This window comes from Bradyrhizobium australiense (assembly GCF_013114825.1).
Taxonomy (GTDB): domain Bacteria; phylum Pseudomonadota; class Alphaproteobacteria; order Rhizobiales; family Xanthobacteraceae; genus Bradyrhizobium; species Bradyrhizobium australiense.
Map to the genome: position 1 here is coordinate 255,793 of NZ_JAAVLX010000002.1, position 15,306 is coordinate 271,098.

The window sequence follows — 15,306 nt, forward strand, 5'->3', positions numbered from 1 at the left end:
TCCGCTCGCGGATACATGGATTGCTTCGTCGCTTGGCTCCTCGCAATGACAGGGAGAGATCTTACCATGGACGACAACCAACGCCGCGATGAGGGTATGGCCCAGCGCCGCAAGGTGCTCGGCGATGAATGGGTCGACAAGTCGATCAAGAACCGCAACGCATTCAACACCGAGTTCCAGGACCTGATCACGCGCTATGCATGGGGCGATATCTGGACCCGGCCGCATTTCGACCATCGCACCCGCCGCGTGCTCGTGATCGGCACCATGGTGGCGCTGGGACAGTGGGATGAATTCCGCCTGCACGTGCGCGCAGCGCTCGCCGAAGGCGGCTTCACGCCTGACGACATCAAGGAAATCCTGCTGCAGCAGGCGATCTATTGCGGCGTGCCGGCGGCCAATCACGCCATCAAGGAGGCGAACGCGATCATCGCCGAACTAGGTTTGCTGAAGAGCTAGCTTGGCATCGCGATGGCGGTAGGCACTCATCTTGGCCGGGCTCGCCTGCCTCTAATAAATCCAGTTTTCGAAAGCCTGCCTCTAGTGATCCATTTTTCGAAAGAAGATGAATAGCCGAGCACTCGTGTCCCGGACGCGGCGCGGCACGAAGTGACGCGACGCAGAGCCGGGATCCAGGTGGCGGCTGCATCGGGGGCCCGGCTGTGCGGCGCACCGCCAACAGGTGCTGCGCCGCGTCCGGGACACGAATTGGAATCAAGTCCGGCCGGCCATGATGCGGCTGGACCGCGCACAAAAAGTCCCGCCTTTCGGCGGGACCTTTTTCTACTCTGATTTTCTACTCTGGCATCTGCCGTGGATCCTGACTGGGTTTCTGACCCTGGCGGCCCGGATCCTGCTGCTGCTGGCCCGGCTTCTGGCCGCCGCCCTGCTGCTGCTGACCGGGCTTCTGACCCGGGTTCTGGTTCTGCTGGCCCGGGTTCTGGTTCATCTTGCTCATCGAGGATCTCCGTTGTTTAAACGTAGCCGGAAGCAACGGAGGGCCCAGGCGTTGGTTGCATTGAAACACAGGTTCCGATGCGATCATCGGAAGGCAAAGGCGTGGCAGGAGTGTGGGGCCGGAACCAGCTGCGCAAAAACTAGCTCTGTACAAGCCAAATAAGCCGCACCCGGCGCTGTTGCCGCCCTTGGTTCCCACTGTTAGAAAATGACACGACGCGTCGTCTTGGGCTGCCGGAGCTCTCGCCGCGTCGCAGGCTTCTTAATAGCGTTTTCGAGCGAAGTGGGTACCGGTTCGCGTGAAGAAAACGCGTCAAAAGGAAAACCAGAGCGTGTTCAGTCCTGAACAGGCTCAAGCGGCAGCGCATGGATTATTTCGCCCAGCAACTGATCAACGGCCTCGTGCTCGGCTCAATCTACGGCCTGATCGCCATCGGCTACACCATGGTCTACGGCATCGTCGGCATGATCAATTTCGCCCATGGTGATATTTTCATGATCGGCGGCTTCATCGCCCTGATCACCTTCCTGATCCTGGTCTCGTTCGGGCTGACCGCCATCCCCTTGATCCTGCTGGTCGTGCTGCTGGTATCGATGGCGATCACGGCGCTTTATGGCTGGACGGTCGAGCGCATCGCCTACCGGCCGCTGCGGCATTCGTTTCGCCTGGCGCCGATGCTCTCTGCCATCGGTATGTCATTCGTGCTGACCAATTATTCGCAGGTCGCCCAGGGCGCGCGCGTCAAACCGGTGCCGCCGATCATCACCGGCGGCTACACCCTGCATGAGGGTGCTGAAGGCTTTGTCGTGCAGCTTTCCAACGTCCAGATCATCGTCGTCATCACCACCATCGTGCTGCTCGCACTGTTCACCTGGTTGGTATCAAACACGCGGCTCGGCCGCGACATGCGCGCCTGCGAACAGGACCAGACCATGGCCTCCCTGCTCGGCGTCGACGTCGACCGCACCATTTCGATGACCTTCGTGATTGGCGCCGCGCTCGCTGCCGTGGCCGGCATGATGTACCTGCTCTATTACGGGCTGGTCGATTTCTTCATGGGTTTTGTCGCCGGCATCAAGGCGTTCACCGCGGCCGTGCTCGGCGGCATCGGCTCGCTGCCCGGCGCGATGCTGGGCGGACTCCTGATCGGCCTGATCGAGACGCTGTGGTCGGCCTATTTTTCGGTCGAGTACAAGGACGTCGCCGCGTTCTCGATCCTGATCGTGGTCCTGATCTTCCTTCCGACCGGCCTGCTCGGCCGGCCCGAAGTCGAAAAAGTCTGACGGGCCGCAGCGTGAGCGCACCCCCCGCCGACCAAACCTCGCGCGCTCCGGGCGCCGCCTTCATCCTCAAGAAAGCGCTGATCAGCGCGTTCGTGGCGCTGGTGCTGTTTTCGCTGATGATCGGCGTACGCACCGAGGCCGGCCCGCAAGGACAGTTGATCTACTGGACGCGCTTCGATGACCTCGCCGCGATGGTTGCGGCCGTGTTCGTCGGCAGCATCCTCATGGAGTTGCTGCGGCAATGGTGGGGACCGGTCGACACCGTCAGAGTGGTGCCGGCTTCAGTGCAAAGCGCGCTGTCGCTCGTGGGACGCCTGGTCGCGCCGGTTTTGCTGGTCTTCACGTTTCTGGTGCCGGTCCTCTTCTACAATGAGCGCTACATTCTTGACCTCGCCATCCTCGTGCTCACCTACGTGATGCTCGGATGGGGACTGAACGTGGTGGTCGGTCTCGCCGGCCTGCTCGACCTCGGCTATGTCGCGTTCTATGCGGTGGGCGCGTATTCCTACGCGCTGCTCGCCACCAATTTCGGGCTGTCGTTCTGGATCTGCCTGCCGCTTGCCGGCATTCTCGCCGCGCTCTGGGGCGTGCTGCTCGGCTTTCCCGTGCTTCGGCTGCGCGGCGACTATCTCGCCATCGTCACACTGGCGTTCGGCGAGATCATTCGCCTCGTCATCATCAACTGGCAGAGCCTGACCGGCGGGCCGAATGGCGTCACCGGCATTCCGCGGCCGACGCTGTTCGGCATTCCGCTCTCGCCCGCCGACGACGGGCTTGCTGCCCTGCTCGGCATCGAGTTCTCGCCGACCCACCGCATCGTTTTCCTGTTCTATTTGATCCTTGCGCTGGCCCTTCTCACCAACTGGGTCACGATCCGGCTGCGCCGCCTGCCGATCGGCCGCGCCTGGGAAGCGTTGCGCGAGGACGAGGTCGCCTGCCGCGCGCTCGGCATTAACACCACTACGACGAAGCTGACGGCGTTTGCAACCGGCGCCATGTTCGGCGGCTTTGCTGGCGCGTTCTTCGCAACCCGGCAGGGCTTCATCAGTCCGGAATCCTTCACCTTCCATGAATCGGCGCTGGTGCTGGCGATCGTGGTGCTCGGCGGCATGGGCTCGCAGCTCGGCGTCGCGCTCGCCGCGCTCGCCATGATCGGCGGCTTCGAGCTCTTTCGCGGGCTCGACCAGTACCGCATGCTGGTGTTCGGCATGGCGATGGTGCTGTTGATGATCTGGCGGCCGCGCGGCCTGATCGGTCACCGGGCGCCGACCGTGTTTCTCAAGCGCAGCCAGGCGATCTCGTCCGACCTCGTCAAGGAGGGACACGGATGAGCGGCAACCAAATTCTCTCGGTCGATCGCCTGTCGATGCGCTTCGGCGGCATCGTCGCCGTCAACGATCTCTCCTTCGACGCCGAGCGGCGCAAGATCACCGCGCTGATCGGACCGAACGGCGCCGGCAAGACCACGGTGTTCAACTGCATCACCGGCTTCTACAAGCCGACCTCGGGCGGCATCCGGCTCACCCATGATGACGGCCACGCCATCCGGCTCGAGCGTCTGAACGATTTTCGGATTGCCAAACTGGCCAAGGTCGCGCGCACCTTCCAGAACATCCGCCTGTTTCCCGGCATGACGGCGCTCGAAAACCTGATGGTCGCACAGCACAACGCGCTGATGCGCGCCTCCGGATTGACGTTCCTTGGCCTGATCGGCGCCCCGTCCTGGCGCAGCGCCGAACAGGCCGCGATCGATCTGGCGCGGACCTGGCTCGACCGCATCGGTCTGCTGGACCGCGCCGACGATGCGGCGGGCAACCTGCCCTATGGCGACCAGCGGCGTCTGGAGATCGCGCGCGCGATGTGTACCCAGCCCGCGCTGCTCTGCCTCGACGAGCCGGCCGCCGGCCTCAACGCGCGCGAAAGCGCTGCTTTGAGCGAATTATTACTGTCGATCCGCGCCGACCAGGGCACCTCGATCCTCTTGATCGAGCACGACATGAGCGTGGTGATGGAAATCTCCGACCACGTCGTGGTGATGGACCATGGCCTCAAGATCGCCGAAGGCACGCCGCGCCAGATCCGCGACGATCCCAAGGTGATCGCCGCCTATCTCGGCGCCGACGAGGAGGAAGCCATCGCGGTGATGGAGAGCGGAACGTGAGGGTCTTTCCGCACGTTTCCCGGATACGGTGCAGCGTGCAACGCTGCTCCGCTGTTCCGGGATCTGCTTTTGTGCGCGGGAGCATGGGTCCCGGTTCTGCACAGCGGCGCTACCCGCCGCAGTGCGCCCGGGACACGGGGAGCATCGCATGACTCACCCCCTGCTCGCGATCCGCTCGCTACGGGCGGCCTACGGCAAGATCGAGGCGCTGAAGGGCGTCGATCTCGACATCAATGCCGGCGAGATCGTTGCGCTGATCGGCGCCAACGGTGCCGGCAAGTCGACGCTGATGATGACCATCTTCGGCCGGCCGCGCGCCCGTGCCGGCCGCATCGAATTCGACGGCCGGGATATCACCGGCGTGCCGACGCATGAGATCGCGCGGCTGCGCATCGCCCAGTCGCCCGAGGGCCGCCGGATCTTCCCGCGCATGAGCGTGGCGGAGAACCTGCAGATGGGCGCGGATGCGACCGATAGCAGCGAGGCCGACCGGGCGAGCGGCCTGGAGCGCGTCTTCGCGCTGTTCCCGCGACTCAAGGAACGCATGACCCAGCGCGGCGGCACGCTGTCCGGCGGCGAGCAGCAGATGCTGGCAATCGGCCGGGCGCTGATGAGCCGGCCGCGGCTGTTGATGCTGGACGAGCCATCGCTGGGGCTGGCCCCCCTGATCGCGCGGCAAATTTTCGATGCGATCCGGACCCTGAACCGGCAGGATGGGCTGACCGTTCTGATCGTCGAGCAGAACGCTAACCACGCGCTGAAACTGGCCCATCGCGGCTATGTCATGGTCAACGGCCTGATTACGCTCTCCGGAACCGGCAGCGAATTGCTGCAGCGCCCTGAAATCCGCGCTGCCTATCTGGAGGGCGGCCGGCGGGAGTAGCGTCCCACCTGCCCTACGGCACACTTGGCACCACCCTTGGCGCGCGCTGCGGCAAGATGCTGCGAACCGATCGTGGATTTGCCTGAAAATTGCCGATGACTTCGTCGTAAAATCAGCCGACAATAGGTGTGATTTTCCTACCCGGCCTGCCGGGTGCTTCCCGAAATCGACTGACCTGCGAGGATATCTCATGAAATCACTGAAACTCATCGGCCTGGCATTGGGCGCATCGCTGGCGCTCTCGACGACGGCACTGGCGCAGGAGATTTCCATCGCAGTGGTGGGCCCGATGACGGGCGGCGAATCCGCATTCGGCCGGCAGATGAAGAACGGCGCCGAACAGGCGGTGGCCGACATCAACGCCGCCGGCGGCGTGCTCGGCAAGAAGCTGGCGCTGCAGGTCGGCGACGATGCCTGCGATCCCAAGCAGGCGCGCTCGGTGGCGGAAAAATTCGCCAGCGCCAAGATTCCATTCGTTGCCGGTCACTTCTGCTCGTCGTCGTCAATCCCGGCGTCGGAAGCCTACGCCGACGGCAACGTGCTGCAGATTACGCCGGCCTCGACCAACCCGCTGTTCACCGAGCGCAAGCTGTGGAACGTGGCGCGCGTCTGCGGCCGCGACGACCAGCAGGGCCTGGTTGCCGCCGACTACATCGTCAAGAACTACAAGGGCAAGAACGTCGCCATCCTCAACGACAAGACCACCTACGGAAAGGGTCTGGCCGACGAGACCAAGAAGGCGCTCAACAAGGCTGGCTTCACCGAGAAGATGTTCGAGTCCTACAACAAGGGCGATAAGGACTTTAACTCGATCGTGTCGCGGCTGAAGCGCGACAACATCGACCTCGTTTTCGTCGGTGGTTACCATCAGGAAGCCGGCCTGATCCTGCGCCAGATGCGCGACCAGGGCCTCAAGACGGTGCTGATGGCGGGCGACGCCATGAACGACAAGGAGTTCGCTTCGATCACCGGTCCGGCCGCCGAAGGCACGCTGTTCACCTTCGGTCCCGACCCGCGCAACAAGGCCACCGCCAAGGCGATCGTCGAGAAATTCAAGGCCAAGAACATCGACCCCGAGGGCTACACCCTCTACACGTATGCCGCGATGCAGGTCTGGTCGCAGGCGGTGGCGAAGGCGAAGACCACCGAACCGAAGAAAGTCATGGAGACCATCAAGGCCGGCGATTGGGACACCGTGCTCGGCAAGCTGGGCTTCGACGCCAAGGGCGACATCAAAGTGATCGATTACGTCGTCTACAAGTGGGACGCCAAGGGCAACTACGCCGAGATCAATCCCAAGGGATCCTGATCACTTCGATGATCAGCGCCGATCAGAACCTCAAACGCCCCGGCTTGCCGGGGCGTTTTTCGTTTTGGTTCCAAATAATTTTTGCGAGCGTTGGAACTATCGGGTTCCGGGCGCATTGAGGAACCCCGGGCTGAGTTCCATGTCATTGATTTCACGACCCTAACCGTTATTCCAACTTGATCTGCCGCAGGGGCAGCGGTTCTATCTGTGAAATCGCATTTCAGCCAAGTGATTTGCGCGAACCGGCCGAGGAGACACCATGAGTGATCTTTCCCCTGGAGCATCACCCTCCGCTCGCCGGGTAGCCAAATCCAAACCACCTACCACCAACGGCGCGTCCGATCCGATGCAGGACCTGCTGCACGCTTTGCAGGCAATGCGCGCCGGCGATTTCTCGGTACGCATGACCGGCGATCACATCGGCATCGAAGGCAAGATCGCCGACACGTTCAACGAGATCGTCGCCGCCAACCAGCGAATGGCGCAGCAACTGGAGCACGTCGGCCAGGTGGTGGGGCGCGAAGGCAAGACGCGCCAGCGCGTCAAGTTCGACCTCTCGAGCGGCTCATGGGCGGACATGGAAGGCTCCGTAAACACGCTGATCGACGATCTCTTGTGGCCGACCCGCGAAGTCACGCGCGCGGTCGCCGCCGTCGCGCAAGGCGATCTACTGCAGACCGTGAAACTCGACGTCGACGGCCGCCCGCTGGGCGGAGAATTTCTGCAGTCGGCCACCATCGTCAACACGATGATCAAGCAACTCGGCGTGTTCACCTCGGAAGTGACGCGCGTGGCGCGCGAGGTCGGCACTGAGGGCAAGCTCGGCGGCCAGGCCCAGGTGCCGGAAGTGACCGGCGTCTGGAAGGACCTCACCGAGAGCGTCAACTCGATGGCCAACAACCTGACCGGCCAGGTTCGCAACATCGCCGAAGTGACCATTGCGGTCGCCAATGGCGACCTGTCGAAGAAGATCACGGTCGACGTCCGCGGCGAGATTCTGCAGCTCAAGGAAGCCATCAACACGATGGTGGACCAGCTCCGCTCCTTCGCCTCCGAAGTGACGCGCGTCGCCCGCGAAGTCGGCACCGACGGCAAGCTCGGCGGCCAGGCCATCGTTCCCGGCGTTGCCGGCACCTGGAAGGATCTGACCGACTCCGTCAACGCGATGTGCGGCAACCTCACCGCCCAGGTCCGCAACATCGCCAACGTCACCACCGCGGTCGCCCGTGGCGACCTCTCCCGCAAGATCACGGTCGATGTCCGCGGCGAAATCCTGGAGCTGAAGGACACCATCAACACGATGGTCGACCAGCTCAACTCGTTTGCATCCGAAGTGACGCGCGTTGCCCGCGAGGTCGGCACCGAAGGCAAGCTCGGCGGCCAGGCCCAGGTGCCTGGTGTGGCTGGCACCTGGAAGGACCTCACCGACAACGTCAACTTCATGGCCTCCAACCTGACGGCGCAGGTCCGCAACATTGCCGACGTCGCTACCGCGATCGCGGGCGGCGACCTCTCCAAGAAAATCACCGTGAACGTCTCGGGCGAAATCCTTCAGTTGAAGGAAACGCTCAACACCATGGTCGACCAGCTCAATGCCTTTGCCGGTGAAGTGACGCGCGTGGCGCGCGAAGTCGGCACCGAGGGACGGCTCGGCGGCCAGGCCAACGTGCTCGGTGTCGCCGGCACCTGGAAGGACCTCACCGAGAGCGTCAACTCGATGGCTTCCAACCTGACGGCGCAGGTCCGCAACATCGCCGAGGTGACGACCGCCGTCGCCAACGGCGACCTGTCGAAGAAGATCACGGTGGACGTCCGCGGCGAAATTCTGGAGCTGAAGGACACCATCAACACCATGGTGGACCAGCTCAACGCCTTTGCCGGCGAAGTGACCCGCGTGGCGCGCGAGGTCGGCACCGAAGGCAAGCTCGGCGGCCAGGCGCTGGTGCGCGGCGTCGCCGGCACCTGGAAGGATTTGACCGATAGCGTCAACTCGATGGCCTCGAACCTCACCGGCCAGGTCCGCAACATCGCCGAGGTCGCGACCGCCGTCGCCAAGGGCGACCTGTCGAAGAAGATCACGGTGAACGTGTCGGGCGAAATCCTGCAGTTGAAGGAAACGCTCAACACGATGGTCGACCAGCTCAACGCCTTTGCCAGCGAAGTGACCCGCGTTGCGCGCGAAGTCGGCACCGACGGCAAGCTTGGCGGCCAGGCCCAGGTGACCGGCGTCGCCGGCACCTGGAAGGACTTGACGGATTCCGTGAACTCGATGGCGGGCAACCTGACTGCGCAGGTGCGCAACATCGCCGAGGTCGCAACTGCCATCGCCGGCGGCGATCTCTCGCGAAAAATCACGGTCGACGTGCGCGGCGAAATCCTGCAGCTCAAGGAAACGCTGAATACGATGGTCGACCAGCTCAACCGCTTCGCGGGCGAAGTGACCCGCGTGGCGCGCGAGGTCGGCACCGAGGGACGGCTTGGCGGCCAGGCCAACGTGCCCGGCGTCGCCGGCACCTGGAAGGACCTCACCGACAACGTCAACTCGATGGCCGGCAATTTGACCGGCCAAGTCCGCAACATCGCCGAGGTGACCACGGCGGTGGCGAAGGGCGACCTGTCGAAGAAGATCACCGTCGACGTCAAGGGCGAGATCCTCGAACTGAAGAACACCGTCAACACGATGGTGGACCAGCTCAACGCGTTCGCATCGGAAGTGACGCGCGTGGCGCGCGAGGTCGGTACCGAAGGCAAGCTCGGCGGTCAGGCCCAGGTGCCTGAAGTCGCCGGCACCTGGAAGGACCTGACCGACAACGTCAACTTCATGGCCTCGAACCTGACGGCGCAGGTCCGCAACATCGCTGAGGTCGCAACCGCGATCGCCGGCGGCGACTTGTCGAAGAAGATCACGGTGGACGTCCGCGGCGAAATCCTGCTGCTGAAGGATACTCTCAACACGATGGTCGAGCAGCTACGCTCCTTTGCTGCCGAAGTGACGCGCGTCGCGCGCGAGGTCGGCACCGAGGGACGACTCGGAGGCCAGGCCGTGGTGCCCGGCGTCGGTGGCACCTGGAAGGATCTGACCGACAATGTCAACCTGCTGGCGGCCAACCTCACCACGCAGGTCCGCAACATCGCGGAAGTTACGACCGCCGTGGCGCGCGGCGACCTGTCGCGCAAAATCACTGTCGACGTGAAGGGCGAAATCCTCGAACTGAAGAACACCATCAATACGATGGTCGACCAGCTCAACGCCTTTGCCGGCGAAGTGACGCGCGTGGCGCGCGAAGTCGGCACCGAGGGCAAGCTCGGCGGTCAGGCTCAGGTCCCGGGCGTCGCGGGCACCTGGAAGGACTTGACCGACACCGTCAACTTCATGGCGGCCAATTTGACCGAACAGGTCCGCGGCATCGTCAAGGTGGTGACGGCGGTTGCCAACGGCGACCTGAAGCAGAACCTGACGGTGAAATCGAAGGGCGAAGTCGCAGCGCTTGCCGACACCATCAACAACATGACGGAGACCTTGGCGACCTTTGCCGATCAGGTCACCAGCGTTGCGCGCGAAGTCGGCGTCGAGGGACGGCTCGGCGGCCAGGCCAACGTGCCCGGCGCGGCCGGCACCTGGAAGGATCTCACCGGCAACGTCAACCTGCTCGCCGCCAACCTGACCTCGCAGGTGCGCGCGATCGCGGAAGTGGCGACCGCCGTGACCAAGGGCGACCTGACCCGCTCGATCCAGGTCGACGCCCGCGGCGAAGTAGCCGAACTCAAAGACAACATCAACACGATGATCGGCAACCTGCGTCTCACGACGCAGGTCAATACCGAGCAAGACTGGCTGAAGACCAACCTCGCCAGATTCACCAACATGCTGCAGGGCCAGCGCGACCTGTCCACCGTCGGCCGGCTGCTCTTGACCGAACTGGCGCCGCTCGTCAACGCGCATATGGGCGTGATCTACCAGGTCGAGAACGCCGACAGCCCGCAATTGCACCTGCTCTCGTCCTACGCCGGCGACGGCGCCCATCCGCATCCGCAGGTCGTGCAGTTCGGCGAAGGATTGATCGGCCAATGCGCCATGGACAAGCGCCAGCGGCTGGTGTCGGACATTCCTCGCGATACAGCGCCCGTAAATTCGGCACTGCTGCGCGTGATTCCGAAGAACATCGTCGTGCTTCCGGTGCTGTTCGAGAACCAGGTGAAGGCCGTGATCGAGCTTTCCTCGATCTCATCGTTTACGACGTCGCAGATGACCTTCCTGGAACAACTGACCGACAGCATCGGCATCGTGCTCAACTCGATCGAGGCCACGATGCAGACCGAGGGCCTGTTGAAGCAATCCCAGCAGCTCGCCGGCGAACTGCAGACGCAGCAGAAGGAATTGCAGCAGACCAACGAACAGCTCGAGCAGAAGGCCCAGCAGCTCGCCGAACGCAACGTCGAGGTGGAAAGAAAGAACCAGGAAATCGAACAGGCGCGGCGCGCGCTGGAGGAAAAGGCAACCGAGCTTGCGCTGACCTCGAAGTACAAGTCCGAATTCCTCGCCAACATGTCGCATGAGCTCCGCACACCGCTCAACAGCATCCTGATCCTCGGCCAGCAACTCACCGAAAACCCCGACGGCAATCTGTCGCCGAAGCAGGTCGAGTTCGCCCGCACCATTCACGGCGCCGGCACCGACCTTCTCAACCTGATCAGCGACATCCTCGACCTGTCGAAGATCGAATCCGGTACGGTGACGGTCGATGCCGAGGAGATCCTGACGTCGAACCTGCTGGAGACCGTCGGCCGCCCGTTCAAGCACGAAGCCGAAAACCGCCATCTCTCATTCAACCTCAATGTCGACGAGAACCTGCCCCGCAGCATGGTCACCGACTCCAAGCGGCTGCAGCAGGTGCTGAAGAATCTGCTGTCGAACGCGTTCAAGTTTACGGCGGAAGGCGGCGTGAAGCTGAACGTGTCGGCGGCCGTCGGCGGCTGGAGCGGCGAGCATCCGATCCTCAATCACGCGCCAGCCGTCGTCGCCTTCGAGGTCACGGATACCGGCATCGGCATTCCCTTGGAGAAGCAGAAACTGATCTTCGAGGCGTTCCAGCAGGCGGATGCCGGTACCAGCCGGAAATACGGCGGCACCGGCCTCGGCCTTGCGATCAGCCGCGAGCTCGCCAGCCTGCTCGGCGGCGAAATCCATCTGCGCAGCGCACCCGGCAAGGGCAGCACTTTCGTGCTTTATTTGCCGCTGAAATATTCCGGCCCCACGATCGCGCCGCGCATCGCTGCCCCGTCGCCATTCACGCCTGCGCCGGCGCTGCAAGCCACCTCAACGCAGGAGCGGGTCATCGAGCAATTGCCGGACGACCGCCTCGATCTCGCGCCGGGAGACACCATCCTCCTGATTGTCGAGGACGATCCGCATTATGCGCGGGTGCTGATCGATCTGGCGCGCGACAAGGGCTTCAAGGTGCTGGTCGCAAGCCGTGGCGCCGAAGCGCTCGAACTCGCCAAGCAGTTCCAGCCAACCGCGGTCTCGCTCGACGTATTCCTGCCTGACATGCTGGGCTGGACCGTGCTGAGCCAGCTCAAGCACAATCCGCTAACGCGGCACATTCCGGTGCAGATCATCACGCTGGACGAGGACCGCCAGCATGCGCTGGCGCGCGGCGCGTTTTCCTTCGTCAACAAGCCGACGACGACCGAGGGCGTCAGCGCGGCGCTGTCGCAGATCAAGGAATACGCCAAACCTCGCCGCAAGCGCCTGCTGATCGTGGAGGACAATGCCGCCGAGCAGATGAGCATCACCGAATTGCTCGGCCATGACGACATCGAGATCCTCACCGCCGCCACCGGCGCCGATGCGCTGTCGACGCTGCGGAACCAGCCCTGTGACTGCGTCGTGCTCGATCTGCGATTGCCTGACATGAGCGGCTTTGAGGTGCTCGACCGGCTCCGCAACGACGAAGCGCTATCGAACGTGCCAGTCGTGGTGTTCACGGGGCGGGAACTTTCGGCCGAGGAGGATGCGGAACTTCACACCATGGCGAGGAGCATCGTGGTGAAAGGCGTCGAGTCGCCGGAACGCCTGCTCGACGAAACGTCGCTGTTTTTGCACCGTGTGATCACGGAATTGCCGGTCGAGAAGCAGAGAATGCTCGAAAAGCTCAATAGCTCCGATGAGGATCTCGTTGGCAAGACCGCGCTTCTGGTTGACGATGACGCACGCAACATTTTCGCGCTATCGAGCGTTCTCGAACGGCGCGGCATGAAGGTGCTGACCGCGACGACCGGCCACGAGGCCATTGCGCTGGTTGAGACTACCCCAAATATCGCAATCGTGCTGATGGACATCATGATGCCGCAGATGGACGGATATCAGACCATCGGCGTCATCCGCGAAAATCCGTCCTTCAGCCGCCTGCCAATCATTGCGTTGACCGCCAAGGCGATGAAGGGCGACCGCGAGAAATGCCTCGAAGCCGGCGCTTCGGACTATCTCGCCAAGCCCGTCAACACCGAGCAGTTGCTGCTCGCCATCCGAATGTGGTTACACCGCTGATCGGCGTAAGCAGATGATGGATCAAGAGAAGGTAAACATTCTTCTGGTTGACGATCAGCCGGCGAAGCTGCTCGCCTACGAGGTCATCCTGAAGGAGCTCGGCGAGAACCTGGTCAAGGCCTCGTCCGGGCGCGAAGCGCTCGAATTCCTGCTCAAGAACGATGTAGCCATCATCCTGGTCGATGTCTGCATGCCGGAACTCGACGGGTTCGAACTCGCTGCCATGATCCGCGAGCATCCCCGCTTCCAGAAGACGGCGATGATCTTCATCTCCGCGATTCAGGTCAGCGATATCGACCGGCTGCGCGGCTATGAAATGGGCGCGGTCGACTACGTTCCGGTGCCTGTGGTGCCGGAAGTATTGCGCGCTAAGATCAAGGTGTTCGCCGAACTCTATCGCAAGACGCGCCAGCTCGAGCGACTCAATGTCGAACTCGAAGATCGCGTGCGCGCGCGCACCGCCGAACTGGAGGAATCGCACGCCAGGCTTCTGGAAAGCGAGCAGCGCCGCAGCCTTGCGATCGCAGCCGGAAAGATGGGGTCCTGGGACTGGGACTGGGTCAATGGCGACTTTATGTGGGACGAGGGCCAGTACCAAATACTCGGGGTCGATCCGGGCAAGTTCGAACTGACGCCGGCCAATATCCAGGCGCTGCTTCACCCTGACGACGTTCATGAATTGCACGAGGCGTGGGCGAGCTTCGCCCGGGGCGCGAAATCATATGAAGCGGAATTCCGCATTATCCGGCCGAATGGCGAGATGCGCTGGTGCGCGGGAACGGCGGCGGCAAGCACCGACAAGGGCGGCCGCGTCATCCGCGTCAGCGGCGTCACCGTCGATATCACCGAACGGAAGCAGGCCGAGGAGCGGCAAAGCCTGCTGGCGCGGGAAGTCGATCACCGCGCCAAGAATGCACTTGCGCTTGCGCAATCCATCGTCCGGCTGACGCGCGGCGAGAATGTGAAGAGCTACGTCCGTTCCGTCGAAGGACGGATCAATGCGCTTGCGCGCGTGCATACCGTGCTCTCGTTGTCGAGCTGGCAAGGCGCCGAAATAAGAAAGCTAATCGCCGAGGAACTGGCGCCCTATTCCACCGGCGAGCAGATCGACTTGTCCGGTCCGGAGGTCCAGCTTGAGCCGGCGACAGCTCAGACAGTTGCGTTGGCGCTGCACGAGCTCGTCACCAATTCGGCGAAGTACGGCGCGCTGTCTGCGCTGTCGGGCCGGCTGTCGGTGAGCTGGGAGAATCAGGCGGGCCTGCTCAAGATCACATGGGTGGAGACCGGCGGGCCGCGCGTCGAGAAGCCGGTGTCGCGAGGCTTCGGAACCAGAAGTGTCATCGCCAGCATCGAATCGCAGCTTGGTGGCCGGGCGGAATTCGACTGGCGCTCGGAAGGCCTCCTTTGCCGTCTGTCGGTTCCGTTGTCGCAACGGCAGTTTGCCGCCGATCCGGTTTCCCTCGTCGAGGCTGCTGTCGACGGCAATGGTCTGCGACGCGCCGAGCGGTAAGACGGTGCAGGACGGACCAGCGCATCATAAGTCCCTCATCGTGAGGAGCGCCAACGGGTCCGCGCGTAGAGCGGCCCGATGACAGGCTCCGCGCGTCTCGAAGAGGGCCGTCTGTGGCCTACATCCTTCGAGACGACCGCTCTGCGGGCTCCTCAGGATGACAGCTTGAGCGGCTATGACGTAGCAGAACTAACGCGTTGCCCTCGCTACGGCACCGCCCTGTGGCCGGACCGATCCCAGCGCCGTTTCGATCGCGCGCATCAAATCCGGCGGCCGAAACGGCTTCTGTAGACCGACGATGTCGGAAAGTTCAGGCGTTTCGGACAGAAAATCCAGCGCGGTCATTCCCGAAATCGCGATGACGGGCAGGCCCGGCGCGCGGGCGCGCATCGCTGCAATCAGATCGGAACCGTTGGTACCCTGCAGAAATATATCAACGACCGCAAGGTCGAAGCTCGTATCCGCGAACAGCTGCAATGCAGATGCGGCGCTTTCGGCCTCGGCGATTTCGAAACCATTGATACGCAGCACGATGGCGATCATCGTGCGAACGCCGGCCTGATCGTCAACAACAAGCACGCGGGGCATCGAAGCCTCCCGGATCGGTCGTGCTAACTTACGACAGAAATTCGTCGATTTCGGCGGTTCCGCA

The 15,306-nt window shown here is 63.0% G+C and carries 10 protein-coding genes; 8 read left to right on the forward strand and 2 right to left on the reverse strand.

All coding sequences use genetic code 11. The features are described from left to right. Positions 1-66: 66 nt before the first annotated feature. On the forward strand, positions 67-459 hold the full coding sequence (gene pcaC, locus HCN58_RS04885; RefSeq protein ID WP_171578228.1) for a 4-carboxymuconolactone decarboxylase: 393 nt from the start codon (positions 67-69) through the stop codon (positions 457-459). A 337-nt stretch (positions 460-796) separates the two neighbouring features. On the opposite strand, the gene HCN58_RS04890 is transcribed toward pcaC, so the two are convergent. Then, positions 797-958, reverse strand: a complete 162-nt coding sequence (locus HCN58_RS04890; protein ID WP_171578229.1) for a hypothetical protein — start codon at positions 956-958, stop codon at positions 797-799. A 365-nt stretch (positions 959-1,323) separates the two neighbouring features. Here HCN58_RS04890 and HCN58_RS04895 point away from each other — a divergent pair, with 365 nt between their 5' ends. The 7 genes from HCN58_RS04895 (at position 1,324) to HCN58_RS04925 (ending at position 14,654) form a co-directional block, all read left to right on the forward strand. Continuing rightward, positions 1,324-2,241, forward strand: coding sequence for an ABC transporter permease subunit (locus HCN58_RS04895; RefSeq protein WP_171578230.1), 918 nt, complete (start codon positions 1,324-1,326; stop codon positions 2,239-2,241). An 11-nt stretch (positions 2,242-2,252) separates the two neighbouring features. Next, positions 2,253-3,572: a high-affinity branched-chain amino acid ABC transporter permease LivM gene (gene livM, locus HCN58_RS04900; protein WP_171578231.1), complete on the forward strand. Its 1,320-nt coding sequence runs from the start codon at positions 2,253-2,255 to the stop codon at positions 3,570-3,572. Beyond that, positions 3,569-4,402: an ABC transporter ATP-binding protein gene (locus tag HCN58_RS04905; protein ID WP_171578232.1), complete on the forward strand. Its 834-nt coding sequence runs from the start codon at positions 3,569-3,571 to the stop codon at positions 4,400-4,402. Before livM ends, HCN58_RS04905 begins: the two co-directional genes overlap by 4 nt. Positions 4,403-4,550: 148 nt before the next feature. After that, complete coding sequence (locus HCN58_RS04910) at positions 4,551-5,285, forward strand: ABC transporter ATP-binding protein (RefSeq protein ID WP_028349942.1); 735 nt, start codon at positions 4,551-4,553, stop codon at positions 5,283-5,285. A gap of 190 nt (positions 5,286-5,475) precedes the next feature. Further along, positions 5,476-6,594, forward strand: coding sequence for a branched-chain amino acid ABC transporter substrate-binding protein (locus tag HCN58_RS04915; RefSeq protein ID WP_171578233.1), 1,119 nt, complete (start codon positions 5,476-5,478; stop codon positions 6,592-6,594). A gap of 259 nt (positions 6,595-6,853) precedes the next feature. Further along, positions 6,854-13,144, forward strand: a complete 6,291-nt coding sequence (locus HCN58_RS04920) for a HAMP domain-containing protein (RefSeq protein WP_171578234.1) — start codon at positions 6,854-6,856, stop codon at positions 13,142-13,144. Positions 13,145-13,160: 16 nt separating this feature from the next. After that, complete coding sequence (locus HCN58_RS04925) at positions 13,161-14,654, forward strand: HWE histidine kinase domain-containing protein (RefSeq protein ID WP_171578637.1); 1,494 nt, start codon at positions 13,161-13,163, stop codon at positions 14,652-14,654. Positions 14,655-14,843: 189 nt separating this feature from the next. Here HCN58_RS04925 and HCN58_RS04930 read toward each other — a convergent pair whose 3' ends face one another. Next, positions 14,844-15,242 carry a response regulator gene (locus HCN58_RS04930; protein WP_171578235.1) on the reverse strand — a complete coding sequence of 133 codons (399 nt, stop codon included), beginning with the start codon at positions 15,240-15,242 and terminating at the stop codon, positions 14,844-14,846. Positions 15,243-15,306: the final 64 nt, after the last annotated feature.

Bases quoted from the DNA above. Each gene is read 5' to 3' on its own strand.
- HCN58_RS04920 (WP_171578234.1), top strand. From the start codon at position 6,854: ATGAGTGATCTTTCCCCTGGAGCATCACCCTCCGCTCGCCGGGTAGCC.
- HCN58_RS04925 (WP_171578637.1), top strand. From the start codon at position 13,161: ATGGATCAAGAGAAGGTAAACATTCTTCTGGTTGACGATCAGCCGGCG.
- pcaC (WP_171578228.1), top strand. From the start codon at position 67: ATGGACGACAACCAACGCCGCGATGAGGGTATGGCCCAGCGCCGCAAG.
- HCN58_RS04910 (WP_028349942.1), top strand. From the start codon at position 4,551: ATGACTCACCCCCTGCTCGCGATCCGCTCGCTACGGGCGGCCTACGGC.
- HCN58_RS04905 (WP_171578232.1), top strand. From the start codon at position 3,569: ATGAGCGGCAACCAAATTCTCTCGGTCGATCGCCTGTCGATGCGCTTC.
- HCN58_RS04930 (WP_171578235.1), bottom strand. From the start codon at position 15,242: ATGCCCCGCGTGCTTGTTGTTGACGATCAGGCCGGCGTTCGCACGATG.
- HCN58_RS04895 (WP_171578230.1), top strand. From the start codon at position 1,324: ATGGATTATTTCGCCCAGCAACTGATCAACGGCCTCGTGCTCGGCTCA.
- HCN58_RS04890 (WP_171578229.1), bottom strand. From the start codon at position 958: ATGAGCAAGATGAACCAGAACCCGGGCCAGCAGAACCAGAACCCGGGT.
- HCN58_RS04915 (WP_171578233.1), top strand. From the start codon at position 5,476: ATGAAATCACTGAAACTCATCGGCCTGGCATTGGGCGCATCGCTGGCG.